Source organism: Halopseudomonas sp. MFKK-1, from assembly GCF_027474385.1.
GTDB classification, from domain to species: domain Bacteria; phylum Pseudomonadota; class Gammaproteobacteria; order Pseudomonadales; family Pseudomonadaceae; genus Halopseudomonas; species Halopseudomonas aestusnigri.
The window spans coordinates 2,935,347-2,961,145 of record NZ_CP114836.1 but is presented as its reverse complement, the minus strand read 5'-3'; the positions used below and the strand labels follow the sequence as shown (position 1 = coordinate 2,961,145).

The window sequence follows — 25,799 nt, the reverse complement described above, 5'->3', positions numbered from 1 at the left end:
ACTCGCTTCCGGTCGCCGTTCGGAACGGGCACTAGCTGCCCGTCTGAACGGGCGTCCATGGCACCACCCGATTACGCCCCTGCGCTTTGGCAAGGTAAAGCGCCCGATCCGCAAGATTGAACCAGTTATCAACATCGTGCAGACCATCAAAAAAGTCGCAGTAGCCGATGCTGACGGTAATGCCGATTTCGATGTCGTCGTCGAGCTGGATGCAGCACGCCTGCAGCGATAGCCGAAATCGCTCCAGCACATCGAGCGCATTTGTTTCTGACGTCTGGGTCAGCAACACCGCAAACTCCTCTCCCCCTACCCGCGCATGCACATCCGACCGCCGAACCGCATCGGATAGTGTCTGGGCAAATACCTGCAGAACCCTGTCTCCCGCCTGATGACCGAACTTATCGTTTACAGACTTGAAAAAATCGATATCCATGACCGCCAGCGAGACCTGCTGGCCATAGCGCAATGCCTGCTCGAACAGACTGTCGGCCATGCTGAAAAACAATTTGCGATTGGCCAGTCCTGTGAGGGCATCATGGGTTGCCTCACGCAACAGCGCAGCTTCGGCTAAAGCGCGCTGCTCTTCCAGCTGGCGGGCGCGGATCATGGTGCCCAGCACGCTCGCGAACGGTGCCAGCAACTCAATCTGTTCGCCGCTGTAACCACCCTCCCGGTTGCCAACCGCAATCATCCCCACAGCCTCACCATTGAATCGCAGCGGAATACCTAGGAAATTATCAATCGACGGATGCCCGGACGGCTGCCCCCGACTGGCCGGATGACGGCTGACCATATCGGTGCAGACCACTGTATTGTGGGTTACCACATGGCCAAACAGATTGTTGAGCGAGTGAAAGCGCAGGGACTGCCCCTCGGCCCGGTGGGAGGCATACCAGGCGCGACTGGCGTCATCCCAGCTGATATTGGAGATGCTGGGCACCTCCAGATACTGCGAACCGTCTTCGCTGTTACGCAGAATGCCGATAAAGCCGACCTGACTGTCCGTTATTGCCAGCAGCGGCTCAAACAATCGGTCGCAGGCCGCCACCAGACTCTGATCCACCAGAAAGGCCTGCTGAACCTCGGCCGCCAACGACATCAATTGCTGCTGGCGCAGATCCAATAGCTCAAGTCGTCTCAGTTCAGTCACATCCCGAATACTGCCGCACAGCCGTGCATACACCCCCTGTTCCTCCGCTGGCAGTGATGCTGCTGCAACCACGATCCAGCGGTAATTATCCCTACCGACGCTGACGCGCAGTTCTACTTCGTGAATTTCGCTGGTAGAGCGACTGAACGATCTGCTTCGCACCAGATCAATCAGTCGCTGCCGATCACCCTCATGCACCCGCGCCAGGCATGCGTCCAGTGACAGCTCGCAGGCATGTGCGCCCACCCCCAGCCACTGCGCAAGACGCTCGCACAGGGCTATGAACGAATCACCCGGATACCATTCCCACACCCCTATGCAGGCGGTTTCCAGTGCGGTCAGCAGACGCTGACCAGCTTCGTGCTCGGCGCGCTCTCCGTGCTTCAGTGGGGTAACGTCCTGCAAGTGCACCCGCACCAGTCCGGGCCCCGGACGCACACCGTCGAATGACAGCAGTATCCAGCGCTCGCCAATCAGAAAGATCATCTGGCGACGTCTGTTGCGACCTTTCGACAACTGGATAAACAGCTCATCAAGACGCCGGGCAGACAGCGGTGAAACCAGCAGACCGAGCCCGGCCCCCTGCGTGATCCGCATCGCGGTGTCAGGCCCGACGACCGCATCCAGCGCGCCATCCCACTCGGCGAGCAAATAAGGTGAGGCAAGGTGGATGACCACCTCGGCGTCGTGGCGCAATTCTTCCTTGTTGCCGCTCATGTGCCTGGCCATTGCACACATCCCTCATTGACTCAAATCCGCTCTTTACAACGAGTCGGTGCACACACTGATCTCCGCGTCAGCACTGCTTGCGGAGGTCAAACTCGCTATGCCCTAGAATTATATTGCAGTTTCTTGAAGCATAGATTTGATCAGTGATGGCGCAAGGCCGCTTGGGTCAAGAGATGCCCCAGGTCTATGCGGAATGCGCGCCAGCCGTATAATGGCCACCTTGTTCAGGGTAACGGGCAGGTCAATGACAGAGCTGCAGCAATCAGGCAACGTGATAACAGCGCCAGCGGTCATACTCAACCGCGCACGCCTGCGCCCGCCGCCGTTACCCAAAGCCATGCTTGAACGCGATGCACTGATCCAGCGCCTGAGCGCATCAGGCAACCGTCTGACCCTGCTGACCAGCCCCCTCGGTTACGGCAAGACGACACTGATGGCAACCTGCGCCATCAACATGGACGAAGACTGGGGCTGGCTGCGATGCTGCAGCGCAGACAACCAGCCAGCGGTGTTTCTGCAGCATCTCGCTGCCCTGTTCGGCCTGCTGCCGTCGTCCCCTGAACAGGAGCAGACACTCGGCACCGCGTTGTTCAATGCACTCGAGGCCCGTTCCCGGCCTTTCACCCTGTTTCTCGATGACCTTCATCTGCTGCGCTCGCCCGGCACCCGACGGCTGCTTAATGAGCTGATTGGCTTCGCCGCACCCCAGCTAAGGATCGTCGCGGCAAGCGAAGGACTACCCGAACTGGAAATAGCGCACCTGCGCCGGGACCAGCAATTACAGCTGATCGGCACCAGTGAGCTGTCGCTCGACAACACCCAGATCGCACAACTGGCAAGTAAACGCGGCGCCCTGCTGGATAACGACAGCATCTACCAGCTGCGCACCAGCAGCGAAGGTTGGATCAGCGGCGTGCTGCTTGCGCTGGCAGCACGCACCGACAACGCAGACGCCAGCGAATATATCGCCGACTACCTCAGCCAATCGCTGCTGCAGGGTCTGCCGCCCAAAATACAGTACTTTCTTCAGCAAACAGCGGTGGTCAGTGGGTTCAACCCGGAGCTGGCCGCCCTGCTAAGCGGGCACGAGCAGCCTGAGCGTACCCTGCGCTGGCTAACTCGCCACGAACTGTTCATTCAGCCCAACCCCGATGATGTGCTGACCCACCGCTACCACCCCGCCCTGCGCAGCGCCTGCCTTCGTCACCTGCAACGCCGCGACTCAGCGTCACTGCGTGCTCTGCATCTGCAGGCTGCCGACTGGCTGCTGCAGCATCGCTGCTATGGCGAGGCGGTCTACCAGCTGGGGCGCGGCGGCGATTACAACCGCTTGCTGGCCGAGGTCGAACAGCACAGTTTTGACCTGCTGCGCGAGGGCAAGGTCGACTCCATCGTCGACTTCCTGATGGACTTGCCCGACCGTGACACCGATCACCTGACATTGGCGATCACCGAAGCGAGCACCGTAATCGCCACCAATGATATCGAGCGTGCGCGCCACTGCCTGCTGCTCCTGCAACGCCTGGTGCGTGAGGCGCAGGTACCCGCCGATCGCCCCGAGCGGCTGTTCCAGACCATCGCCTTTTTGCGCAGCAGACTTGCCGTGCTGGGCGGCAACTACCGGCATGGTCTGCGTCTGACCGACAGCTGCATGCGTCACTGGCCCCAGCGCACTGCCGCCAGCGCTGTGCTGCTCTACAACCGCGCCAGTTGCCTGCTGGCGCTCGGCGACCTGGATTGCGCCGAGCAGGCGGCCCATGAGGCACTGGAGCAACTGACCCAGTTCGCCTTCCGCGGCTACACCCACAACCTGCACCTGCTGCTGACCCAGATCGATCTTGCCCGCGGCGATACCCTGCAGGCTGACCAGCGCCTGGTGAGCATGCTGCAGCACGACCCGGCAGCCACTTCCAACACCTTCTACGACCTGTTCCTCAACATTGGCCAGGCGCTGGTCCAGATGCAGCAAGGCAAATTCGAGGCAGCGCGCCAGCAGCTGGCCCAGGCCGAGGCAGCCGCGCTGGAGGTGGTGCACAGCGCAGCCCTGCCCTGGGTATTGCATCATCAGGCCTGTCTGTACGACGCTTGGGGTCAGCCCGAGCAGGCAATCAAGCTCTGGGATGAGTCGCGCAGACTGGCCTGGCAATACCGCTTGTACGGTATCTATCGCATTGCCGGCGCCTGGCGGGTGCGGCTGGCGGTGCGTCAGCAGAACGAGCCCGCTATTGCCCAGTGGCTGGATGAATGGGCCTGGTGTGAAGAGCACTACGGCGAGGCACTGCACTACGAAGAACGCCTGGCCCACGGCTGGGTGCTCTGCCATCAGGGGGAGACTCGAACGGCGCAGGCGCTGGCCCACCAGCTGCAGGAGCAGGCAAGCGCACAGGGCAACCGACTGCTCGCGTTGCAGGTGCATCTGCTCAACGCTCGGATCGCCCGAAACGGGCATCAGCATGCCGAACTGTACTCGGCGCTGGAGCAGGCTTTACAGCTGAGCCTTGGCCACCGCCTGGGCCAATTGCTCCAGCACGAAGGCACGGAACTGCGCAACGAACTGCGTCAGTTACTGTCACCTGCCTTCCGGCGCCAGCAAGGCTTGCCCGACCTGCCGACCAGCAAGCAACTGCACAATCCACTGCAGGCCCTGCTTGCTGACGCCGATCCGCAGCAGACCCTGATCGATCCCTTGACCCGACGTGAGCAGGACGTGCTGCAACGGATCGCCCGCGGCCAGGGTAATCAGCAGATTGCCGACGGTCTCAACGTCAGCCTCAGCACGGTCAAGACCCACATCAACAACCTGTTCCGCAAACTCGGCGCCGCCGAGCGGCAGCAGGCCATTCAGATTGCCCGCACACTGAATTTGCTGACCTGAATCTCCACCCGTCTCCACCCAAAATTCAACCTGCAAATCCACCCGTGGTTTGACGCAAACCCACGGCCAGCTTGTTACAACGTCTGCCTGTGATCCACCCTGCCGACGAGGCCATCATGTCCGACAAACTGCTGAACGAACGCGAGCTGAATTTCCAGCTGTACGAAATGCTCGACACCGAGGCGCTGCTGCAACGCCCGCGCTACGCCGAGCACGACCGCGCCGTCTTCGACGCCACGCTGGAGACCGCCCGCGGCATCGCTGCCGAATTTCTTGCTCCGCACAACCAGAAAGGCGATGCCAACGAGCCGACCTTCGACGGCGAAAAGGTCACCCTGATTCCGGAAACCAAAGCCGCCTGGGATGCTCTGGCCGAAGCCGGCTTCCACGCCGCGCACCACGACGCCGAAGACGGCGGCCTGCAGCTGCCGGAAGTCATCCTGCGCAGCTGCGTTGCGTATTTCAGCGCCGCCAACATTTCTACTTCCGGCTACTCCTTCCTGACCATCGGCTCCGCCAACCTGGTCAAGAGCTTCGCCAGCGATGCGCTGCGCGAGCGTTTCCTGCCGCCGATGCTGGACGGCCGCTACAGCGGAACCATGGCCCTGACCGAGCCGGGTCAGGGCTCTGCCCTCGGCGACATCCGCACCACCGCGCGCCCGGCAGCAGATGGCAGCTACCGCGTATTCGGCCAGAAGATGTTCATCTCCGGCGGCGACCACGAGCTGACCGACAATATCGTCCACATGGTGCTGGCTCGTATCGAAGGCGCACCGGCTGGCGTCAAGGGCATCTCGCTGTTCCTGGTACCCAAGGTGTTGGTCAACGAGGACGGCAGCCTGGGCGCGCGAAATGACGTCGCATTGGCCGGTCTGCTGCACAAGATGGGCTACCGCAACACCACCTCCACCGTACTGAGCTTCGGTGAGCAGGACGGTGCGGTCGGCTATCTGGTCGGCGAGGCCAACAAGGGCCTGTCGTATATGTTCCAGATGATGAACGAAGCCCGTATCGGCGTTGCCCTCGGCGCCTCCGTGCTGGCCTATCAGAGCTACATTCACGCGCTCGACTACGCCCGCGAACGCCCGCAGGGCCGTCTGCCGGGCAGCAAGGACCCGTTGTCTACCCAGGTGCGCATCGTCCAGCACGCTGACGTACGCCGCATGTTGCTCCAGCAGAAGGTCTACGCCGAAGGCAGCCTGAGCCTGTGCCTGTATGCCAGCAGCCTGTTCGAGGACTCGCACACCGCGCCCACCGAAGCCGAGCGTGAAGACGCCAACGAGCTGCTCGATCTGCTGATCCCGATGGTCAAGTCCTACCCGTCCAAGTACGGCGTGATCGCCTCCGATCTGGGCATCCAGATCCTCGGTGGCTCCGGTTACATCCGCGAATATCCGCTGGAACAGTACTACCGCGACAACCGCCTGAACCCGATCCACGAAGGCACCGAAGGCATCCATGGCCTCGACCTGCTGGGCCGCAAGCTGAGCCAGCGCGGCGGCAAGGGCTACCGCCTGTTCCTCGCCGCAGCGCGCGCCAGCATTGCCGAAGCCGGCACCAGCAAACAGTGCGCTGGCATGGCCGCGGCGCTGAACGACGCGGTTGGCATTCTGGATCAGGTGAGCAGCGATCTGCTGCAACAGGTCGCTGCTGACGTCGACCTGGGTCTGGCCAACGCCACCGCCTACCTCGACCTGTTTGGTCGCGTGGTTGTCGGCTGGATCTGGCTGCGTCAGGCACTGGTGGCCGAACGCGCGCTGGAGGCTGGCGCAGAAGGCAGCGAGGCCGACTTCTACCAGGGCAAGCTGCACGCTGCGCGCTACTTCATGGACTGGGAACTGGCCAGCCTCGCCAGCCAGGCTCGCCTGCTGAGCACCGGCAACCGCCTGACCTACGACATGCAGGACGCCTGGTTCTGAGTTTGGGCCTCAGGGCCTGAAATCGGAAAGGTTGCGGGCGGCTCCACGCCGCCGCCCGCGCCATCTGCTTTTCCCTCCTACACTCCCTCCCCTGTACCTCATCAAGCACAGAGTCCCCCAAGACGGTATCTTGTATGCAACCGGACGATCACATTCATGCAGCGAAACAAGCTCACCCACGTCGAATGCCCCATTGCCCGCAGCCTGGATCAGGTTCGCGAGTGGTGGAGTATTTTGCCGATGCGTGACGCCCTGCAAGGGCTGCGCCGGTTCGACCAGTTCTCTCAGAGTTTAGGCATTGCACCGAACATGCTGACCCGCCGTCTCAGCGCACTGGTCGAGGCCGGGATGCTGGAACGGGTGCCTTACAGCCAGCGGCCACTGCGCTACTAGAGCGTGCCGACGGCCAAGGGGGAAGATTTTGCCTTCGTTGACTGGGGCAATCGCCACTATGCCGCTGAGGGCGAAAGCGTGCAGGTGGCGGATCGTGACATCGGCAGGCGCTTGCAGTTGGCCTTTACCGACCCGGAGGATGGCCGCGTGCTCGCGCCGCAACAGTGCACACTGCAGCCGGGGCCGGCCGCCAGCGACGCGATGCGCGAGCGGCTTGGCTGTAAGCACGCTCGCCCAGTGTTGACCACCTGATTCAGTGCCCGCAGGCCTGATACCACTCCACACCGTGGGCATCGCGCTGCATTTCGACCTGGCCCTGCGCAATCAGGCAGTTGAGGTTGGCGCGGCTTTCACCGGTCGCCAGCGCCAGCACGATGCCGTCATCCATGCCAATCGGCCGACCAAACAGACACTCGAAAATATCGACACTGCGGCGGGGTTCGCGCAGTTCGGCATGCAGCCGCTCCAGCAGGCGCTGCTGACTGTCTACCAGATCATTGATTCGCGCGTGCAGGCCGCGGAAGCAATCGTTGTGGGAGGGCAGCACCAGCACGCGGTCCCTGACCCTGTCGCGAATCCGGCGCATTGAGACCATCCACTCGCCCAGCGGGTCGCCATCCGGCTCGCGGGCCTGCACCGATACGTTGGATGAAATCAGCGGCAATACCTGATCGCCGGAGATGAATAACCCAAGCTCGGCGCAATACAGGCAGGCATGCTCGGCGGTATGGCCCTGACCGACGATCACCTGCCAGTCGTGCTCGCCAATGCTCAGAACGTCGCCGTCACCGATACGGCGGAAGCGCTCGGGCAACGGGTGCACCATGCTGGAGATACCGCCGTAGTTGTCGCGCCAGTAAGCAAGCGCGCTGTCATTCCAGCCGGCACGACGGTAGAACGCCAGCTCCACCTCGGGGGCTTCCCGGCCCTGCAGCCGCGCCGCGTTGCAGGCGTGATATTCGATATGCGGCATCCACAGCTCGCAGCCAAAACGCTCGACCAGCCAGCCGGCCAGACCGGCATGATCGGCATGGCGGTGAGTACAAATCACGCGCGTCACCGGCAGGCCAGCCAATACCTCATCAAACAGCTGTTCCCAGACGGCCATCGCCTGCTTTGTCCAGACGCCGGTATCGACCAGCGTCCAGCCATCTCGGTCACGCAGCGCCCAGAGGTTCACGTGATCCAGCCTGAACGGCAGCGGCATGCGAATCCACAGCACGCCCGGCTGCACCTCCAGCGTCGCGCCCAGTGCAGGCGTGGTAAGCGGATAAATCAGACCGTCTGTAGCCATAGCGTTACTGCTTCTTGATCAGGAGTGAGTGAGGAGTGGGTCAGCTGGGCTTGTCTTCCAGCAGCCGCCTGGGATGCATGCCGTTGACCATGCCCATGAACGGCGGGTGGATCGAATATCCCAGCATCCGCTGAATATGCGGACTGCATTCGCGGGCGCGCGGCAGCGGAACAGACAGGCTGAAGTTCTCCTGCTGACGTACCCAGGGCTCGCAGTACTGCGCGGTCACGGCAAGACGCGGTGCGGCGCTCTGGTTGGCGCCACCGCCATGCCAGAGGGTGCCGAGAAACAGCACCATCGAACCCTTGGGCATGATCACCGGGATCGACCTGGCGCAGTCGTCGGGCGTTGGCGCATGACCGTCCCAGGTATGGCTGCCGGGGATCACCACGGTTGCGCCGTTGTCGGCGGTAAAGTCGTCCATCGCGATAATGGTCGCCGCGCCGAAATGCGGACGTGGACGCGGCACCGGGTAGAAGGCATCGTCGTGATGCAGCGGTTGCGCCTGCTCGCCGGGCAGAATGTTGATCACCTGCAACTGCGACAGCAGATAATTCGGCGCCAGTACTCGATCCAGCAACCCCAGCACCAGCGGATGTTCCACCAGCGGGTTGCAGGCCAGGGTCTTGGTAATCACCGCGTAGAGCCGCTGGGTCAGCGTGCCCTCGAAATCGTTGCGCCCGCAGTGCGCGGGCAACAGGCTGCGCAACTCGGCGCTGATCTGCTCGACCTGTGCCTCGGGGACAATTCGCTCCAGAATCACATAGCCGTCGCGCAACAGTGCTGAATGCAGCCGCTCAAGCTCGGCGGCATCGACCGCCTCCTGACTGCCGGCAGTCGACTGGTAAGCCTTGGCGTAGCCGCTTTTAAGGTACTCACTGTCACCGGATAACACACGCTGACTCATGCCCGCCCCCTGTTGTCGTTGTTGGCCGACGCGCAGATGCGAGGCACCTGTCGGCATCGGTGGACGTGAACGATGCGATGACCGCGCCAAGCGCAGCGCGGCGATACCCCATTGTAGAGAGGCTGGCTCCCCTGATAAGGGGCACAAGGCGGACGATCCTGCCAATTACCGGACTGGTCAGTCTGCTGTTGAGGGGCTATTCAGAGAACAAATGATTGGGGCGCTACCGGCGGGCAGCGCCCCAGGGGGCACCAATCGCTCAGTTGCCGCGATAGGTTGAGAACCCATAGGGGCTGAGCAGCAGCGGGATGTGGTAATGGGGTACAGAGGCATCCACCTCGAAGATCACCGGCACTTCCGGGAAGAAGGTCTTGGCCTGCTGCTTCGCAAACCAGTCACCGGTTTTGAAGGTCACGCGGTAGGTGCCGTCCGTGAGCGTCTGATCGTCCGGATACAGCCCGGTAATGCGGCCCTGTGCGTTGGTCACACCTTCGCTGAGTGCCTGCCATTGCTCACCCTGCAGACGCTCCAGCGTTACCTGAACGTCCGGTGACGGCAAGCCGCTCTCAAGATTGAGTACGTGCACGCTGAGCGGGTTGTTCGCGGCGGCGGCCAGGCTGCTCATGGTTGCCAGCAGCACAGCGCCAGCGGTAACAAGGATACGATTCATCAACATAACTCCAGACAGTGAGATAAATGCGCGTTATTGCGCCGGGAATACCTGTGAAATAGCGCTCTGGGCGCAGGCCTGATCGGTTTCGGCGCCGCCAGCACCGGCCACGCCCACCGCGCCGATGACTGCGCCGTCGACCAGCACGGGCACACCCCCACCCAGCAGCAACAGCTCATCAAGGGTCGTGAGGTTGGCAGCATCAGCATTACTTCGGGCTCGCTCGGCGAGCAGCAGCGTTGGTGTCTTGGTCGACAGCGCGGTAAAGGCCTTGCGCTGGGCAGCAACGGTGTTGTGCGGACCTACGTTGTCGTCACGCTGCAGGCTGACCAGTTGGCCGGACCGGTCGACCACGGCCACCACAGCGGTTCGCTGCCGGGCGTGGCAGGCCGCGAGCGTGGCATCGGCCAGTTGATTGGCCAGTGACAGCGTGAGGTCGGGGCGGCTGGCAATGGCAACGGTGTCGGCCTGCACGGCACCGGCGCCAAGGCCGACGGCCAGCGCAAGGACTGGTTTGGATATGTGCATCTGCGGAATCTCCTGGGTTGCTCAAGCACAGCCGCATGCTGCAGCGCCCAGGCCATCGGTAGCATTGCCGGCAGATTACGCTTTTGTAATGGGCATCCGGCGCGCTTGGCTCTACTCTGTCAGCCTGAACGAGGAGAACACGATGCGCATTCTGGTGGCAGAAGATGAACCCAAGGCAGCCGAGTACCTGCAACGCGGACTGAGCGAGTCCGGCTTTCAGGTCGACATCGCGCTCAACGGCCTTGATGCGCGCCATCTGATGGAAGAAGACCGTTTTGATCTGGTGATACTCGACGTCATGCTGCCCGGTATGGACGGCTGGCAGTTGCTGCGTCTGATCCGCAGCCGCGCCGACACGCCAGTGCTGTTCCTGACCGCCCGCGACAGCGTTGAGGACCGGGTAAAGGGTCTGGAATTGGGGGCCGACGACTATCTGGTCAAACCGTTCTCCTACGCCGAACTGCTGGCCCGCGTGCGCAGCCTGCTGCGCCGGGCACCCCTGCGTGAGGTCGAGTTCTACCGGCTGGCGGACCTGCAGGTCGACCTTCTGCGGCGACAGGTACACCGCCAGGGCCAGCGCATTCATCTGACCAACCGCGAATTTGCACTGTTGCAGTTGCTGGTCAGCCACCCCGGTGAAGTCATGTCGCGCAGCCGCATCGCCTCGGAGGTCTGGAATATCAATTTCGAGAGCGACACCAATGTGGTTGACGTTGCCGTGCGCCGTCTGCGCGCCAAGCTTGATGACCCGTTTGATCTCAAGCTGATTCACACCGTACGCGGCATGGGTTACAAGCTGGACGAGGCCCCATGAACCGTTGGCGGCGCTCACTCAGCCTGCGCCTTGCGCTGGCCTTCGCACTGGTCAGCCTGCTGGTGCTCGGGGGCATCGGTCTGTATCTGTACCGCTCGCTGCAGCAGGAAATTGCCTGGCGCGATGACCAGACCCTGCTCGGACGGCTCGACCGCATGGCGAACCTGCTGCGCGACGCAGCGGATATACAGGCGTTGCGTGCACGACCCGAGCTGTACGCCAACATGCTCGGCAATACCGAACATTTCCTTTGGGTGCTCGATAGCAGCGGCACGGTACTGATCAGCATCAATCCCCGCGAACTGCCATTACCGGATCTGCACGCCGGCCCGGAGCCGCATTTTCACGAGGGCTCGGGTGAGCCATCCTATCGACTGGTTACCCAGCAAAGCCGTATCCACGGCCAGACGCTGACGCTGGTGGCCGGGCATCTGCTCAGCGAGCGCGAGAACATGCTGGCGGCCTACCGCAACAATCTGTTCATCGCCCTGCTCTGCGCGGGCCTGCTCAGCTTTGTGCTTGCCGCCCTGATCAGCCGTCGCGGTCTGCGCCCGCTGCGCCAACTCGCGGCACAGGCCGCCGAGCTGGATGCCGCTCGGCTGCACACCCGCCTGCACACCGGCAGTACCTACGCCGAACTCGATGGGCTTGAGCACAACCTGAATCAGGCGCTGACACGTATCGACGCTGCCTATCAACAGCTGATGCGCTTCTCGGCCGATCTGGCCCACGAGATGCGAACCCCGCTGAACAACCTGATAGGCCAGACCCAGCAGGTGCTGAGCAAGGCCCGTTCGGTCAACCGCTATGAGCAGGTGCTGGAGTCCAACCTGGAGGAGTTTGAACGCCTGGCGAGAATGATCGATAGCCTGCTGTTTCTGGCCCGCAGTGAGCACCCGACCACCGCAGTGCAACGTCAAACGGTCGATCTGCACGATCTGACTGCACGGCTGTGCGACTACTTCGAGGACATGGCCGAGGAGCACGGTCTGAGGCTGCAAAACCACTGTCAGGGAAGCCTGCAGGCCGACCCGGAGATGCTGACCAGGGCCCTTGCCAACCTGATTGCCAACGCCATCCGTCACGCCGATACCGGCAGCGACATTACCATCAGCAGCGCCCACAGCGAAGGCCAGTGTGTGCTTGCGGTAACCAACCGGGGCGCCCACATTGAACAGCCCCATCTGGCCCACCTGTTCGACCGCTTTTATCGGGCTGACCCTTCGCGCAGCGCGCCGGGCAGCACCGGCGGGCTGGGGCTGGCCATAGTGCAGGCAATCATGCGCCAGCATGGTGGCTACGCCAGCGTCACCAACGAGGACGACGGCGTACGGTTTGAACTGGTGTTCCCGCACACCACAACATGACAACACTGTAATCCCCGGGTCATCCGGCGGTTCCCGGCGGTGCCCTATCGTGGCCAGGCAATGCGGTGACGGTCACCGCGCACAGCCCGGAGAGAATCCCCGATGAAATACCTGATTGCCCTGACCTTGTCTGCCCTGTTCATGACCACCCTGTCTGCCCACGCCGAAGATGGCAGCGAACGTCTGCGCCAGATGCACGCCAAGCACCTCGAACGCCAGTAAGCCCTGTCGTTGCCACTCCCGACCGTCAGCCTCGCTGACGGTCACCCCGCTCCTCGCTTTCAGCTCGCTGCCAGGCCGTTGTACAACCTCGCCTCTACGGCTTTCCTGCCTTCACGCCATCCCCGGTAAAACAACCATCGCGCGGGTTTGTGCCGATAAAGGTACAGGTAAAAGTTATTCAAATGCTGTACATCACAAATATTACGTATAGGATTTGTCGTTAGCGCCCGGTGCTCGTCCGGCCACGCCCTGGTGCGTTGGCGTAGTTAACGGTATCAGGCAATCTTGACCCCGAATACGAGGTGGAACATGAAACGGCTTCTGGTGCTTTTTTGCTGTCTGTGGCTTGCCAGCTGCGGCAGCGTCACGGTGCAGGATTATGCAGGCGAACAACCGAAACTGGATCTGATCAGCTTCTTCGACCGCCCGGTCGAAGCCTGGGGTATCTTCCAGGACCGCAGCGGTCAGGTCATCAAGCGCTTCCATGTCGACATCACCAGCCAACGCGACGGCGATCGCCTGATTCTCGATGAGCGCTTTCTCTACAGCGACGGCACCACCCAGCAGCGGGTCTGGACCCTGACCCCGGATGGCACCGACCGCTGGCGCGGTACCGCCGATGACGTGGTCGGCGAAGCCATCGGTGAACTGGCGGGTAACGCCCTGCGTTGGCAATACCAGCTCAACCTGCCGGTCGACGACACTACCTATGTGGTGACCTTTGACGACTGGATGTACCTGATGGACGAAGATACCCTGATCAACCGATCAAGCATGCTGAAGTTCGGCGTCGAGCTGGGCCAGGTAACCCTGTTCTTCCGTCGCCAGAACTGATGACAGCGCTTAAATCATTCGGCAACGGGTATCGCGCACTGGTCATCGGCGCCAGCGGCGCGCTGGGTCAGGCCTTCTGTGATGCGCTTGAAGCTGATCCGGGGTGTGCGCTGGTGACGCGCTTGAGCCGCAACAGCGCGCCCCCGCTGGATTTGGAAGATGCAGCCTCCATTCCCCGGGCTGCTGAGGCCGTTGCACAGCACGCGCCGTACCACCTGATCATCGTCAGCAGCGGCTTGCTCCATCGCCCGGGCATCCGGCCGGAAAAGAGCCTGTCAGCACTGGATGCAGACGCCCTGCAGGCGGTTTTTCAGGTCAATACGCTGGGGCCGGCGCTGTTGCTGCGCGATTTCCTGCCGCTGCTGGATCCTCAGGGCGCCATGGCCTTGCTCTCTGCCAAAGTCGGCAGCATTGGTGATAACCGGCTGGGTGGCTGGTATGCCTATCGCGCGTCCAAGGCGGCGTTGAACATGCTGATCAAAACCGCCTCCATCGAGCTGGCTCGACGTGCGCCCAGGGCGCGGCTGCTGAGTCTGCATCCGGGCACCGTCCAGTCAGCGCTGTCCCAGCCGTTTCGTGGCGCCGCTGCAGCGCGTCCCGCCGCACAGGCGGCCCGGGAGCTGCTGGCCGTTATCGACAACGGCACGCCAGCCGATAGCGGCGGTTTTTTCACTTACAACGGCGAGCGCATCGAGTGGTAACCGGCAGTCGAGGGCTGCTGCATGGCTGGAGAGTCGGGTTTGCTGCGCACCTCCCTCTCGCTAGCCCTGGCGCACAGCCCCACCGCCACTGTCCTTGACCTTGTAGAGGGCATCGTCGGCCAGCTGCAGCAGCGCATAGCGATCAGGACAGTCCTGCGCCTGCTCGGGAATGCGACTTGCCAAACCGACGCTGGCTCTGACCTGAACCCCATCAGCGCAAACAAGGTGCAGACGATTAACCTCGTCAACGATTTTTCGCGCAACTGTCTCGGCCCCGGCGGCATCGGTATCCGGCATCACCAGCACGAATTCGTCGCCGCCAAAGCGCGCCGCCATATCTGTTTCCCGGCGCGCGCACGCCGCCAGCACTGCGCCGACTTTCACCAGTGCCTGATCTCCTTCAAGATGGCCCAGGCTGTCATTGAAAGACTTGAAGTTGTCCAGATCGATGATCAGCACGCTGATGGGGCTGATCGCACGCCGGGCACGACGCCACGCCTTGGCCAGGAAGGTCTGAAAACCGCGGCGGTTGGCCAGTGCGGTCAGAGGGTCGTGGTGAGCTGAGTGTTCGGCTGCCTGCTCGCTCAGCTTGCGACGGGTGATATTGTGATGACTGAGGACGACGTAAACCTTGCCTGAAAAAAGGGTACGTGCGCCCCTGAGAATGAACCACTGTTTCGCTTCAGGGGTATGGCACGGATATTCGTGATAGAAGGTCTCCGCGCGACCGGATATAAGATCTTCCAGTGCATCCGCGACGGATGAGGCATCGGCGTCTCCGCAACGGATGGCCGAACGGCAGACACTGAGATAATTCAGCCCAGTCCAGTCAAACTCCGGAGCCACGCCATTGGACTGTGCCACAGTGCGCCAGGTGTGATTAACAAAAACGATTACGCCCAGTTCATTAAGCACGGCAATCTGGTCTTCCAGACCGTCCAGTACCGCACGAAAGAAGCCGTCAGTGGCACCTTCGCCTGCATTCCCTACTCGCTCGACTACTACTTCAGCGGCCATTATTCACCCCTAGAAACCGGCGAGTGCGCGTAACGCGAACCCAACCGGGCAAGCATATCAGCAACCCTGTTCTCCCGGGCATTTATGAATACGCCATTATCAGCCCCAGCTCTTCGCACAAGCGCCGCGCAAAGATCCGCTGACGCAGCCAAAGGCGTATAATGCCGAGCTTTCCGCCACCACAGAAACGCTGCTCCAATGCCCCGGATTACCGAGAACCTCAACGACTGCGCTGCCCGGTTGCGCGCCGGCCAACTGGTCGCGATGCCCACCGAAACCGTCTACGGACTCGCCGCCGATGCCCGTCAGGACACGGCGGTGCAACAGGTATTCGCACTCAAGGGCCGCCCTGGCAACAATCCGTTAATCGTGCATCTGGAAAACGCCGCACAGGCCACTGAGTGGGCATCTGTCGTACCGACTGCAGCCAAAGAGCTGATGGCCGCGTGCTGGCCGGGACCGCTGACACTGGTCCTGCCCGCACGCGACGAGGTATCACGTCTGGTCACCGCCGGCCAGGACAGCGTCGCCCTGCGGGTTCCGGCTCATCCCACAGCACGGGCGCTGCTGAGCGCATTTGGCGGTGCTCTGGTTGCGCCGTCGGCCAACCGTTACATGTCCATCAGCCCGACCTGTGCAGCCCATGTGGCGCAGCAGTTTGCCGGCAGTGACCTGCTGATTCTCGACGGAGGAAGCTGCCAGGTAGGCCTGGAATCGACCATTGTCAGCGTTCTTCCGGGTGATCGCCCTCGCCTGTTGCGCACCGGCATGCTGGGCCAGTCTGCACTGGAGGCTGTTCTGGGTCAGCCGCTGGCGGACCGGGACGGTGGCCCTCGTGCACCGGGTCAGCACCACCGGCACTATGCACCGACAACCACCACGCTGACGTTCCGGGAGACGCCAACTGAAGCGCTTGGGTCGGCGGATAGTGGCTGGCTATGGTGCACAAACGCGCAACCCACCCATGGCCCGGCACTGGATCTCGGCGCAGATCCCCACGTTTATGCTGCCAACCTGTATGCAGCACTCTATGAGCTGGACGCACTTGACCTGAGGCGCCTGTATATTCAATTGCCGCCGTCGGACGAGGCCTGGGCGGCAGTGCACGACCGACTGGCGCGTGCCAGCCAGCGCCTGAACTGAGTGGCTATTGCGGCAGAGCTGGCGTATCGGATGGTATCTCGGCAAAACGGCTGAATGCCTGCGCTGCGGGAGACGGGTTCTTGGTTCGCCAGCGCACCAGGTACCAGCGATTCGGAATCGGAAACCCCTCCACATCAAGCTCGACGAGATTGCCAGGCGCGGTATGAATAAGGGTATGCCGTGACAGAATGGCGATGCCCAACCCTGCGGCGACAGACTCCTTGATCGCCTCATTACTTTCGATCGTCATCTGCGGACGCACAGTCCAGCCAAAACGGGCAAAGTGCTCCTCGACAGCCAGCCTTGTGCCCGATCCGGGTTCTCGGCTGAGGAAGGGCTCATCAACAAGCTGCTCCCAGCGCAGGCGTTTGCCGGCATACCGATGCCCTGCAGGCGCAATAACTACCAGCGGGTTGTCAGCGAGGGGAATGACATCCAGATCAAGGTGTCTGGGTGGCTGGCTGAACACATACAGATCATCCAGATTGCGTTCGAGGCGGCGAATCACCTCGGAGCGGTTGGCGATATTCAACTCCACCTCGACCTGGGGATACTGGCGGCAGAACGGTCCCAGCAGGCGCGGTACCAGATACTTTGCCGTGGTAACGGCGCCCAGACGCAACTGGCCTGCAGTCAGGCCGTTAAGGTGGGCCAGGCGCATATCAAGGTGATCCAGCGCGGCAAAAATCTGCCGGGCGCCAGCCTGCACTTCTTTACCGGCATCGGTCAGATGCAGGCGCTTGCCAATCTGCTCGAACAGCTTCAAACCGAGCGATTGTTCCAGTTTGGCAATCTGTGTCGATACCGACGGCTGGGCCAGATGCAGCACGCGTGCCGCCTCCGTTACGCTGAGACGCTCGGCAACCACCAGAAAGGTTTCCAGCTGTCTGAAGGTCGTTTGGCGCGTGTGGAAATGCTGTCTTTTCATAGCTTCTTGACTATGGTTTCCTGCCAAATAATCTATTTTTTACTATAGCCATTACTGTTCAAACTGCATGCAAGATCCCTGCAAGGAGACCTTGCTCATGAACATCACTTTCGCCCGTCCAGCGCATCAAGCGGCCCAATCTCCGGCGCATTGCGTCGCTTTCCTGACCTGCCACGACAAGGCGCATCTGGTCTCCGATGCCCTGGCTCCGCTGGGTCTGGATGTCCAGCCGATCAGCAGCTACGACACCGATAATTTCGGCACCTTCAGCCGGGAAATACCGCGCCAGGGCAGTGCCCACGACACCGCACTTCGCAAGGCCAAACTGGCCTGTTCTCTGGCAGCAACGCGCTACGGTCTGGGCAGCGAGGGCAGCTTCGGCCCCGATCCGCATCTTGGCTGGATGCCATGGAATTACGAGATCCTTTGCCTGTGGGACGACGAACGCCAGTATGCCGTCTACGTCATGGCCAGCTCGGGGGCTACAAATTATGCGCAGGGCGAGATCGACAGCCTGCAGGCCGCAGAATCCTTCATGCAAAGGACACGCTTCCCTTCACATGCACTGATTCTCGGGCGACCGGATGAACCCTGGTTCCAGAAAGGCATCCGCGACCGCGACTGGTTGCTGGACAAGATCGCTACCCTGCTCAGTCAGCACCCAGCGGTCTGGCTCGAAACCGACATGCGGGCCCACCTCAACCCCCTGCGCCAGCAGATGATCCGCGAGGCAGGCGAGCAACTGGCAAAACAGCTGGGCAGTCTTTGCCCTCGCTGCAGTGCGCCGGGCTACGCCATCGCACGCAGCGAGCCTGGCCTGTCATGTGCCGATTGCGACCTGAGCACTCCCCTGGCGGCGGCCTATATCTGGGAATGCCCCGCGTGCGAGTACCAGGAACGCATCGCTACCAACCAACTCGCCGACCCCGGGCACTGCGAACGCTGCAATCCGTAACGACAATGGCCGACCGGGCGCTCGGCCATACCCTTCCTGCATAAGCTGCAGCCAACATCATGTCGCACCCGGACAGATAACCAACCGCCCGAATTCCAGGCGCGCTGCACCGCTTGGCGGTACAGCGCGACCACCCACTCTATTCAAACCCGGGCAGCGGCTGCCAGCCCCCGGCCGTGCGACGCTCCAGCCGCAGCGGCGTGCCATCCATGCGCAGCAATTCAAGCCAGCCATTGTGGACGAGGTCACGCACCGCCTGATGAGTGGAGATCACCTCATCGATCATCGCCCGGGGCGCTTCAATCACGGCCTGCAGCCGCAGCGGCCGATGCATCCACTGCTTGCCATCGTGCAGCGATTGTTTGGCGAGGCCGATCCGCAGATCGCCGCCGTTCCCCTCGAACACGCCGATATGCCCCCCCACCACGTTGTGAAGCAGCTTGTTGCCACTGCCGAACCGCAGGTTGTCCGTAGTGGACGTGAAGTACTGAAGGTTGATCCAGTGGGCTACCACCATCGGCGCGGTCATGATCAGCTCCAGCACCCCGCCGCCTTCGTCCTGACGCCAGTCATAGTCATGCAAAAAGGCACGCCCCTGCAGATCGATACCACGGGTTCTGGAACGCGGCGCGGCAATAAATGCCGCATTGCCGGCCAGCCCCCACTCCGGCCGGGTCTGGGCCCAGTCGCGCGCACGCCGGCGCAGGCGGCTCAACAACCTGTCAGGCTGGTCCTGCAGTGCTTCCATTCCAAGTCCGGCGGCTCGCTGCTGACGCACCTTGGCTGTGGCCGTATCCAGCGCCTGACGCAATTGCTGCCAATTGGCCTGAAGGGCCGCCGGAATCGCCTCAGGATCGAAAATCCGAATTTCGTCCGTGGTTGTATTGTGCAACCCGGCCAGAGCATGAAACTGGGGTGGCAGGTCGACGCCCCGCTCGCGCAGCTGTGCCTGCACAGCCGGTTCGTTGAACAGTCTGGCCAGCAGACGCGCATTGACCTCGCCGCTTTGCCCGCAACAGGCGCCGCAATCCAGGCCCGCTGCCTGCGGGTTGTTACTGCTCTGACTGCCGTGTCCGAGTAACACAACCAGTGCCGGCACCGCTCCGTAAATCCCCATGGCCTTGAGAATACGCTCGGCCAGATCACCCTTCTGCGCTGCTGTCATGGCCGGTAGCTGCGGTGCCAGCTGGGCCCACTCGCGCAGCTGCAGGGCGCTGCGGTGCGGCTCAACGTCGTTGCCTGTTATCCCGAAGGTACGCCCCAGCAAGGCACCGGCGTATCCCAGTCCGATACTCTCAACCATGGTAAAGGTTGAAGCGGGCAGTCGTTCGAAAAGTCGCCAGCGGTCCCGGCGGGTCAAACGGCTCTGACGCAGCAGGGTCAGACGCTGATCCCTTGCCGCATCGCCACTGCTGTCACTGACCTGGAGCTGAGGCGCCAGCAGACCGGGTAGCTGCGGGCGTGTCGCTCCTGTTCCCAGCGGCGTGTAAGCAATCGGCAGCCCGAAAAAGCCGGCAAAGCCCGCCGTTTCGATTGCCGGACAGGTCTGCTCCAGCGCCCGCCGCATCGGCTCGGAACGCACGTCGATACAGAAGAACAGCTTGGCTACCGGAACCTCGGGCGTCGCTGACGGCTGCGTCTGACACAGCCGGTTATGCAACTGCTCCTGCCACGACAGTTCCTCGGCCCGCTGCCACAACTGCAAAGCGCGCCAGGCAGCCGATGGCGGCTGGTGCAGACGGGCCTGCCAGTCCGCACGCCACTGTTGCCAACGGCTGCCGTTGCCGCGCTGACGATCATCGACCAACGACTCCCAGGCCGCGCGGATTGCCAGCAGCGCCATGACGGAGTGATCGTCCTCCCCCTGCAATCGGGCCTGCCAGCGCAGATAGGCACACCAGGACGCCCAGCCCAGACTGCGCAACAGCAAACAATCGAACCACAGGTGCCACTCATCCGGCTTGAGCCCAAGACGCTCCACCGCAAACGCCAGCGCGGCAAGCGGTTCGCAAGGCAGCTCTTCAATACGCTGATGCAGTTGCGGGCAGGCACTGAGCACACTCAATCCCCTGTCCTCCAGCATGCTGGCGCGCCAGGCCTGGTAAAGACCGGCGCTTTCGCCTGGCCGCCAGTCCGCCTGTTCGTGGTCGAACCAGGCCGCACAGCACTGACCAATCTGCTGATTGATCAGTACCGGCCATCCCGGCAGCGTAATACTGGGATCGGCCATATCCTCCAGCAGCGGCAGCCCGTTGAGGTCGGCCGGCGACTCATCCAGCGCCCGCAACAATTGCTCGACGCTGAGTGATCCCCCCTGCTCAGTTTGCGCTTGCAGAAGATGACGTTCGGCAATGACCCCGTCATGCCAGGCCCTGCGGTAGTCGTCGGGCTTGAGGGTCAGGCTGATACCTGCGCGCTGCCAGAGCTGCTCGGCGACGCTATGCCACGCCTGCTCCCTGCGCTCCCAAAGCGGGTTGACGGCGATCATGCGGTCCAGCGGCCAGGTCGGCGCTATCTTCGCACAAGACTGACGAACGGCATCGTGCAGTGCGTCCCGGTCGAGGCCGGTGAAAGATTCAAACGCGGTCATTGGCGATCTCCATGAGTCGGGGCAACAGGGTGCTGCGGGCGCGGAGGCCATACCCGGAAGGTCAGGCGGGTGAAGTGTTCATCAAGGGAGAAACCGGCGAATGCCAGCGGATACAGACGCTTGGCCAAAGCACCCGCAGGATTGGCCAGAATCTGGGCCTGAATCAGATACAACGTCAGAAACAGCGCAACGGCGAAGATGTTCAATGCGGCAGGGGCCGGGCTCAACTGCTGCGCCAGTATCCATCCGGCGATCTCATGCCAGAGCAGATAAGTGCCAAGCAGCAGGCAAAACATCAGCAGGCCGTACCCGAGTTGGCCGCGACGCAGGCACCAGGGTGCGAGACCAACGGCCAGGATAGCCAACGCTACCAGGGGCAATTGATGTCCCGGCAACAGGTTCGTCACGAACGCCTGCAGTACAATCAGCACGCCGCCAGCCAACACAATGGCCACAAGCAGGCTGCTCAGCGCTGGAACCGGGACCTTCGGATGCAGCGCGTGATGACGCGCATGAGCTACCGTTTCTCCGGCTGCCAGGAAGGCATAGGCTTTATAGAGCGAGTGGGCCAGCAAGTGCACCAGCGCCAGTTCCCACAGCCCAAGCCCGCATTCGAGCAGCATCAGCCCCATCTGCGCACAGGTGGACCAGGCCAGGCGTACCTTGATGCTTACCCGCGTCATCATGACCAGTGCCGCCAGCATTGCGGTTAAACCGCCGACCACTACCAGCAGGGTCTGCGCCGGTACCGTTACGGAAAACAGCGGTGCGAAGCGCAGCAGAAGAAAACCACCCAGATTGACTACGCCTGCATGCAGCAGAGCTGATACCGGCGTCGGCGCCTCCATTACCTGAATCAGCCAGCCATGCACCGGCAGCTGTGCCGACTTGAGAATCACCGCCATGGCAAGCAGCAGTGCGGCCAACTGCATGTCCCAGCCTGGCTGACCATCGGCCTGCAAGCGCACGTCAAGCACCTGCAGGATGACGACGATATTGCTGTCGCCCGCTGCTCGCACAAGCAGAACAGTCGCCATCAGCATGCAAATATCGGCAAGCCGGCTGGCGAGAAATTTCTTGTGCGCGACCACAATTGCCTGTGGCCGATCGCGATAGAAGGTCAACAACTGATGCAGGCACAGACTGGACAGGATCCAGGCACCCACCAGCACATAAAGGTCGGTGCTGGTCACCACTGTAGCTACGCAGGCCAGGGTCCCCAGCAACGAGAGTACGTAGCTTCGCTGCCCTGCCTCACCCTCCAGGTAGCGATGGGAATACTCGACGATCACCATGGCCAGCAGACCAATCAGACCTGCCATCAATAACCCCAGGCGATCATTGCGTAGCCCATCAGAGGCTGCCTCAAATCCGCCCATGACGACAAACAGCAGGGCCAGAAAAGTCGCAACGCGTGCAGGCAACCATAAAGCCCGCACGGAGCGTGCGAGGACAACCGGCAGCAGCGCCGCCGCATAGATCATCGGCAGCAACTGAAGCAGGGAAATGGACAAACTCGGCATGAAAGGCACTCCGCAACAACGTGACTGGCCAAGTGTCGGGGAGTGCTTGAAATAATAAAAATAGATAGATAAGAATAGATTGTTAGCTAAAAGAGAATGAACTTGATGCGTCGACTGAATTTCCACCACCTGCACTACTTTTGGGCCGTCGCCAAAGAAGGCAATCTGACACGTGCTGCCGAAAGCCTGCATGTATCCCAGTCAGCCCTGTCGACCCAGATCCGCGCGCTGGAAGATCAGTTGGGCCATGCACTCTTCCTGCGCGCCGGGCGGAGCCTGCAGCTCACCGAAGCAGGCCAGCTGGTGCTTGATTACGCCGAAAACATCTTTGCCCTTGGCAGCGAACTGCAAACCACACTGCAAAGCAGCCGGCAGGCCAGCAGGATACTGCGTATTGGTGCGGTGGCCACGCTGTCGCGGAACTTCCAGGAAAACCTGCTGCGACCCTTTCTCGGTCGTGACGATCTGCGCATCACGCTGGAATCCGGCAGCATCGATGACCTGCTCGAGCGCCTCACCGTGCATAAACTGGACGTCGTGCTTACCAACAAGGCGGTGAGTGCAGATAACCAGCGCAGCTGGCAATGTCGCCGGCTCGCCCGTCAGGCAGTGTGCCTGATCGGCCCGCCCCGCAAGCATGCAACCCCGTTTGATCTGCAGCGCGATCTGCAACGGGTGCGCTTGATCGTTCCAGGCCCCAGCAGCGATGTGCGCAGCCAATTCGAGGTGTACTGCAACAGCAACGGCCTCAAACCGACCATATGTGCAGAAGTGGATGACATGGCCATGCTGCGCCTGCTTGCCAGGGATTCCGGTGACGTTGCCCTGCTGCCGGCGGTCGTCGTGCAGGACGAACTGCGCAGCGGCGCGCTGCAACTCTACGCCGAGGTACCCGACGTTGCCGAGCAATTCTTTGCGGTCACCCTGGAGCGCCAATTCAGGCTGCGTATCCTGGACGAGCTGCTCCAGCAGGCAGCCCAGGAAGCGTGACCGGCCAAGGCTCTCCCATGCTCAGAGCCACAAGAACCCGGCGAAGTCCCGCCCGGCTTCAGCAAAGTCGGGCGGGCGGCAGCTGATTGTGGCCACCGCGGCATCTCAGGCTGCCAGTCAGAACAAGCCGGACATACTCCGGCGCTAGAATACAGTGCTGATCAGATAGGTCGTGTAGGCCACATAGGCTGTCATTAACGCAGCCCCTTCCACACGGTTGATACGCCCGGCGCTGCGAAATCCGTAGCCAACAATAAACAGCGATACGGTCAGCGCAATCATCACCAGCATGTCTCGATTGAATACCTCCGGCCCGACAGACAATGGATGAATCATGCCTGCGATGCCAACCACAGCCAGGGTATTGAAGAGATTTGAGCCCAGAATGTTGCCAAGGGCGATATCGTGCTCGCCTTTGCGAGCCGCGATAACCGAAGACGCCAGCTCAGGCAGCGACGTGCCCACCGCAACGATTGTCAGGCCGATTATCAGGTCGCTCACGCCAAACACGTGCGCGATCTCGACGGCCCCCCAAACCAGGATCCGGGAACTGACTATCAGCAGTACCAACCCCAGAATCAGCCAGTAAACCGCCCGGCGAATTGGCATGACGCTCTGGTCCAGCTCCTGCTGCATTTCGCTTCCCAGCGCATCACTCTGCTTGCGCAGCCCCTGCCAGATGGTCCAGGCCATCAAGCCGGCAAACACGCACAGCAATATGACGGCGTCGAGTCGGGAGATATGACCATCCCATAACTGCCATGCAGCCAGCGCAGTCACCGCCGTCAGAATCGGCAACTCCTTGCGAAGCACCTGCGAATGGACGGCAATAGGACTGATCAACGCGGTTACACCGAGGATCAGGGCGATATTGGTTATGTTTGAGCCATACGCGTTGCCCAGTGCGATCCCCGGGTTTCCCTGGGAGGCAGCCAGCGCCGATACCACCATCTCTGGGGCCGATGTACCGAACCCCACGATCACCATGCCGATCAGAAGCGGCGGCATACCGAAATGGCGAGCGGTTGAAGCCGATCCTTCGACGAAACGATCAGCACTCCAGACAAGAAGAACCAAACCCAGAACAACAGCAATGATTGCCAGCGTCATATAGACATTTAACTCGCTGAGAAAATAGAGGGTTATCGACAACGAACAAAACTGCAGATCCTGCCAGCGTGCCACGTGCCTGCATCATCCGGCACACGAACGCCCGCTGGTCCACGCCAAGCTATCAGAAGACAGGAACAAATCACATACAGCGCCACCCATACCGTATCGAAATAACGGATAGGCAGATCTGGATACAACAAAGCCCCTGTATACGGGGCTTCAGGACGGAAGATGGCAAAGGTGGCAGAGGAACAGACCGGGTAATTCGGTGCACGATGCCCCCCACTGCGCGGCCGCCATGGCAGAGTAATAACGCTCCTCGCCTGTAACACGGAGTCGATCATGCCAGATATCTCAGCGCGAACTCTCGTGAAAAACAAAAAACCCGGCACAAGGCCGGGTTCTTTGATTGTATGGCGGAGGGACAGGGATTCGAACCCTGGGAAGGCTTTCACCTTCGCCGGTTTTCAAGACCGGTGCATTCAACCGCTCTGCCATCCCTCCACGGCCGGCAATGTTACTGGAAATCCCTGCTGAGTCAATGGGGTAGACGCACAGAGTTCAGATAATTCCATTGCCCGCCCGGCGCTTACAGCGCTGCCAGTGCGGCTTCGTAGTCTGGCTCCTGGCCAATTTCGCTGACCAGCTCGCTGTACAGTACGTTGTCGTCTTCATCCAGAACCACAACAGCGCGCGCGGTCAGGCCGGCCAGCGGACCATTTTCGATGTCGACGCCGTAGTTGCGGATAAACTCGCGACCACGCAGGGTGGACAGGTTGATGACGTTGTCCAGACCTTCGGCACCGCAGAAACGTGCCTGCGCAAACGGCAGGTCAGCTGAGATGCACAGCACAACGGTATTTTCCAGGCTGCTGGCCTTGGCGTTGAAGGTGCGGATGGAGGTCGCGCAAACCGGGGTGTCGACGCTGGGAAAGATGTTGAGGATCTTGCGCTTGCCGGTCAGGCTGGACAGGCTGACGTCGGACAGGTCCTTGGCAACCAGCGTAAAGGCCGGAGCCTTGTCGCCCTTGACCGGGAAGGTGCCGCCGATGGAGATGGGATTACCGCGCAGAGTAACGCTGGACATAATGACTCCTTCAATGTGCCGTGGCACAGCATGGGTGTTCAAATGAACGG

At 61.6% G+C, this 25,799-nt stretch carries 20 protein-coding genes, 1 tRNA gene and 1 pseudogene; 10 read left to right on the top strand and 12 right to left on the bottom strand.

The genetic code is table 11. From position 1 onward, the window contains the following. Positions 1 to 31: 31 nt before the first annotated feature. Complete coding sequence (locus tag O5O48_RS13795; protein ID WP_269687306.1) at positions 32 to 1,879, bottom strand: sensor domain-containing diguanylate cyclase; 1,848 nt, start codon at positions 1,877 to 1,879, stop codon at positions 32 to 34. Positions 1,880 to 2,123: 244 nt separating this feature from the next. On the opposite strand from O5O48_RS13795, the gene O5O48_RS13790 reads away from it, so the two are divergent. The 3 genes and pseudogenes from O5O48_RS13790 (at position 2,124) to O5O48_RS13780 (ending at position 7,318) form a co-directional block, all read left to right on the top strand. Next, positions 2,124 to 4,754 (top strand): LuxR C-terminal-related transcriptional regulator, encoded by a 2,631-nt coding sequence (locus tag O5O48_RS13790; RefSeq protein ID WP_269687305.1) that lies wholly within the window; start codon positions 2,124 to 2,126, stop codon positions 4,752 to 4,754. Positions 4,755 to 4,870: 116 nt separating this feature from the next. Further along, positions 4,871 to 6,673 carry an acyl-CoA dehydrogenase gene (locus O5O48_RS13785; RefSeq protein ID WP_269687304.1) on the top strand — a complete coding sequence of 601 codons (1,803 nt, stop codon included), beginning with the start codon at positions 4,871 to 4,873 and terminating at the stop codon, positions 6,671 to 6,673. A gap of 156 nt (positions 6,674 to 6,829) precedes the next feature. After that, positions 6,830 to 7,318, top strand: a pseudogene (locus tag O5O48_RS13780) (winged helix-turn-helix transcriptional regulator). 1 nt (position 7,319) lies between these two features. Here the strand turns inward: O5O48_RS13780 and O5O48_RS13775 are convergent. The 4 genes from O5O48_RS13775 to O5O48_RS13760 all read right to left on the bottom strand — a co-directional run bounded on the left by O5O48_RS13775 (position 7,320) and on the right by O5O48_RS13760 (position 10,465). Continuing rightward, a complete protein-coding gene (locus O5O48_RS13775; RefSeq protein ID WP_269687303.1) occupies positions 7,320 to 8,360 on the bottom strand; it encodes an MBL fold metallo-hydrolase in 1,041 nt (346 codons plus the stop codon). Positions 8,361 to 8,400: 40 nt separating this feature from the next. Continuing rightward, positions 8,401 to 9,267, bottom strand: coding sequence for a phytanoyl-CoA dioxygenase family protein (locus O5O48_RS13770; RefSeq protein WP_269687302.1), 867 nt, complete (start codon positions 9,265 to 9,267; stop codon positions 8,401 to 8,403). A gap of 259 nt (positions 9,268 to 9,526) precedes the next feature. Beyond that, positions 9,527 to 9,937: a hydroxyisourate hydrolase gene (gene uraH / locus O5O48_RS13765; RefSeq protein WP_088274177.1), complete on the bottom strand. Its 411-nt coding sequence runs from the start codon at positions 9,935 to 9,937 to the stop codon at positions 9,527 to 9,529. Between the two features lie 33 nt (positions 9,938 to 9,970). Continuing rightward, the gene (locus O5O48_RS13760) at positions 9,971 to 10,465 is read right to left on the bottom strand and encodes a GlcG/HbpS family heme-binding protein (RefSeq protein ID WP_228244832.1); all 495 of its coding nucleotides are present in this window, start codon (positions 10,463 to 10,465) and stop codon (positions 9,971 to 9,973) included. A gap of 142 nt (positions 10,466 to 10,607) precedes the next feature. Between O5O48_RS13760 and O5O48_RS13755 the strand changes: the two genes are divergently transcribed. From O5O48_RS13755 to O5O48_RS13740, 4 genes are all read left to right on the top strand, one after another. Next, on the top strand, positions 10,608 to 11,279 hold the full coding sequence (locus O5O48_RS13755) for a heavy metal response regulator transcription factor (protein WP_228244831.1): 672 nt from the start codon (positions 10,608 to 10,610) through the stop codon (positions 11,277 to 11,279). Beyond that, a complete protein-coding gene (locus O5O48_RS13750) occupies positions 11,276 to 12,646 on the top strand; it encodes a heavy metal sensor histidine kinase (protein WP_269687301.1) in 1,371 nt (456 codons plus the stop codon). The genes O5O48_RS13755 and O5O48_RS13750 overlap by 4 nt, the downstream gene beginning before the upstream one ends. A gap of 531 nt (positions 12,647 to 13,177) precedes the next feature. Next, positions 13,178 to 13,702, top strand: a complete 525-nt coding sequence (locus O5O48_RS13745) for a DUF3833 domain-containing protein (protein ID WP_233049717.1) — start codon at positions 13,178 to 13,180, stop codon at positions 13,700 to 13,702. After that, positions 13,702 to 14,403, top strand: coding sequence for an SDR family NAD(P)-dependent oxidoreductase (locus O5O48_RS13740; protein WP_228244828.1), 702 nt, complete (start codon positions 13,702 to 13,704; stop codon positions 14,401 to 14,403). The genes O5O48_RS13745 and O5O48_RS13740 overlap by 1 nt, the downstream gene beginning before the upstream one ends. Positions 14,404 to 14,463: 60 nt before the next feature. Here O5O48_RS13740 and O5O48_RS13735 read toward each other — a convergent pair whose 3' ends face one another. After that, the gene (locus tag O5O48_RS13735) at positions 14,464 to 15,420 is read right to left on the bottom strand and encodes a sensor domain-containing diguanylate cyclase (RefSeq protein WP_269687300.1); all 957 of its coding nucleotides are present in this window, start codon (positions 15,418 to 15,420) and stop codon (positions 14,464 to 14,466) included. Between the two features lie 198 nt (positions 15,421 to 15,618). On the opposite strand from O5O48_RS13735, the gene O5O48_RS13730 reads away from it, so the two are divergent. Beyond that, positions 15,619 to 16,563: an L-threonylcarbamoyladenylate synthase gene (locus tag O5O48_RS13730; protein WP_269687299.1), complete on the top strand. Its 945-nt coding sequence runs from the start codon at positions 15,619 to 15,621 to the stop codon at positions 16,561 to 16,563. 4 nt (positions 16,564 to 16,567) lie between these two features. Here O5O48_RS13730 and O5O48_RS13725 read toward each other — a convergent pair whose 3' ends face one another. Beyond that, positions 16,568 to 17,491, bottom strand: coding sequence for a LysR family transcriptional regulator (locus O5O48_RS13725; RefSeq protein ID WP_269687298.1), 924 nt, complete (start codon positions 17,489 to 17,491; stop codon positions 16,568 to 16,570). Positions 17,492 to 17,588: 97 nt separating this feature from the next. Between O5O48_RS13725 and O5O48_RS13720 the strand changes: the two genes are divergently transcribed. Beyond that, the gene (locus O5O48_RS13720) at positions 17,589 to 18,446 is read left to right on the top strand and encodes a DUF6671 family protein (RefSeq protein ID WP_269687297.1); all 858 of its coding nucleotides are present in this window, start codon (positions 17,589 to 17,591) and stop codon (positions 18,444 to 18,446) included. Between the two features lie 139 nt (positions 18,447 to 18,585). Here the strand turns inward: O5O48_RS13720 and O5O48_RS13715 are convergent, their stop codons facing one another. Together O5O48_RS13715 and O5O48_RS13710 are read right to left on the bottom strand one after the other, a co-directional pair. Then, positions 18,586 to 21,036, bottom strand: coding sequence for a YbcC family protein (locus O5O48_RS13715; RefSeq protein ID WP_269687296.1), 2,451 nt, complete (start codon positions 21,034 to 21,036; stop codon positions 18,586 to 18,588). After that, complete coding sequence (locus O5O48_RS13710) at positions 21,033 to 22,559, bottom strand: NADH-quinone oxidoreductase subunit L (RefSeq protein ID WP_269687295.1); 1,527 nt, start codon at positions 22,557 to 22,559, stop codon at positions 21,033 to 21,035. The genes O5O48_RS13715 and O5O48_RS13710 overlap by 4 nt, the downstream gene beginning before the upstream one ends. Positions 22,560 to 22,664: 105 nt before the next feature. Here O5O48_RS13710 and O5O48_RS13705 point away from each other — a divergent pair, with 105 nt between their 5' ends. Then, positions 22,665 to 23,549, top strand: a complete 885-nt coding sequence (locus tag O5O48_RS13705; RefSeq protein ID WP_088274166.1) for a LysR family transcriptional regulator — start codon at positions 22,665 to 22,667, stop codon at positions 23,547 to 23,549. 144 nt (positions 23,550 to 23,693) lie between these two features. On the opposite strand, the gene O5O48_RS13700 is transcribed toward O5O48_RS13705, so the two are convergent. From O5O48_RS13700 to tpx, 3 genes are all read right to left on the bottom strand, one after another. Next, positions 23,694 to 24,659, bottom strand: coding sequence for a calcium/sodium antiporter (locus O5O48_RS13700; protein ID WP_269688705.1), 966 nt, complete (start codon positions 24,657 to 24,659; stop codon positions 23,694 to 23,696). Positions 24,660 to 25,076: 417 nt separating this feature from the next. After that, a tRNA-Ser gene (locus O5O48_RS13695) sits at positions 25,077 to 25,166 on the bottom strand. Between the two features lie 85 nt (positions 25,167 to 25,251). Further along, positions 25,252 to 25,749 carry a thiol peroxidase gene (gene tpx, locus O5O48_RS13690; RefSeq protein ID WP_233049727.1) on the bottom strand — a complete coding sequence of 166 codons (498 nt, stop codon included), beginning with the start codon at positions 25,747 to 25,749 and terminating at the stop codon, positions 25,252 to 25,254. Between the last annotated feature and the right edge of the window lie 50 nt (positions 25,750 to 25,799).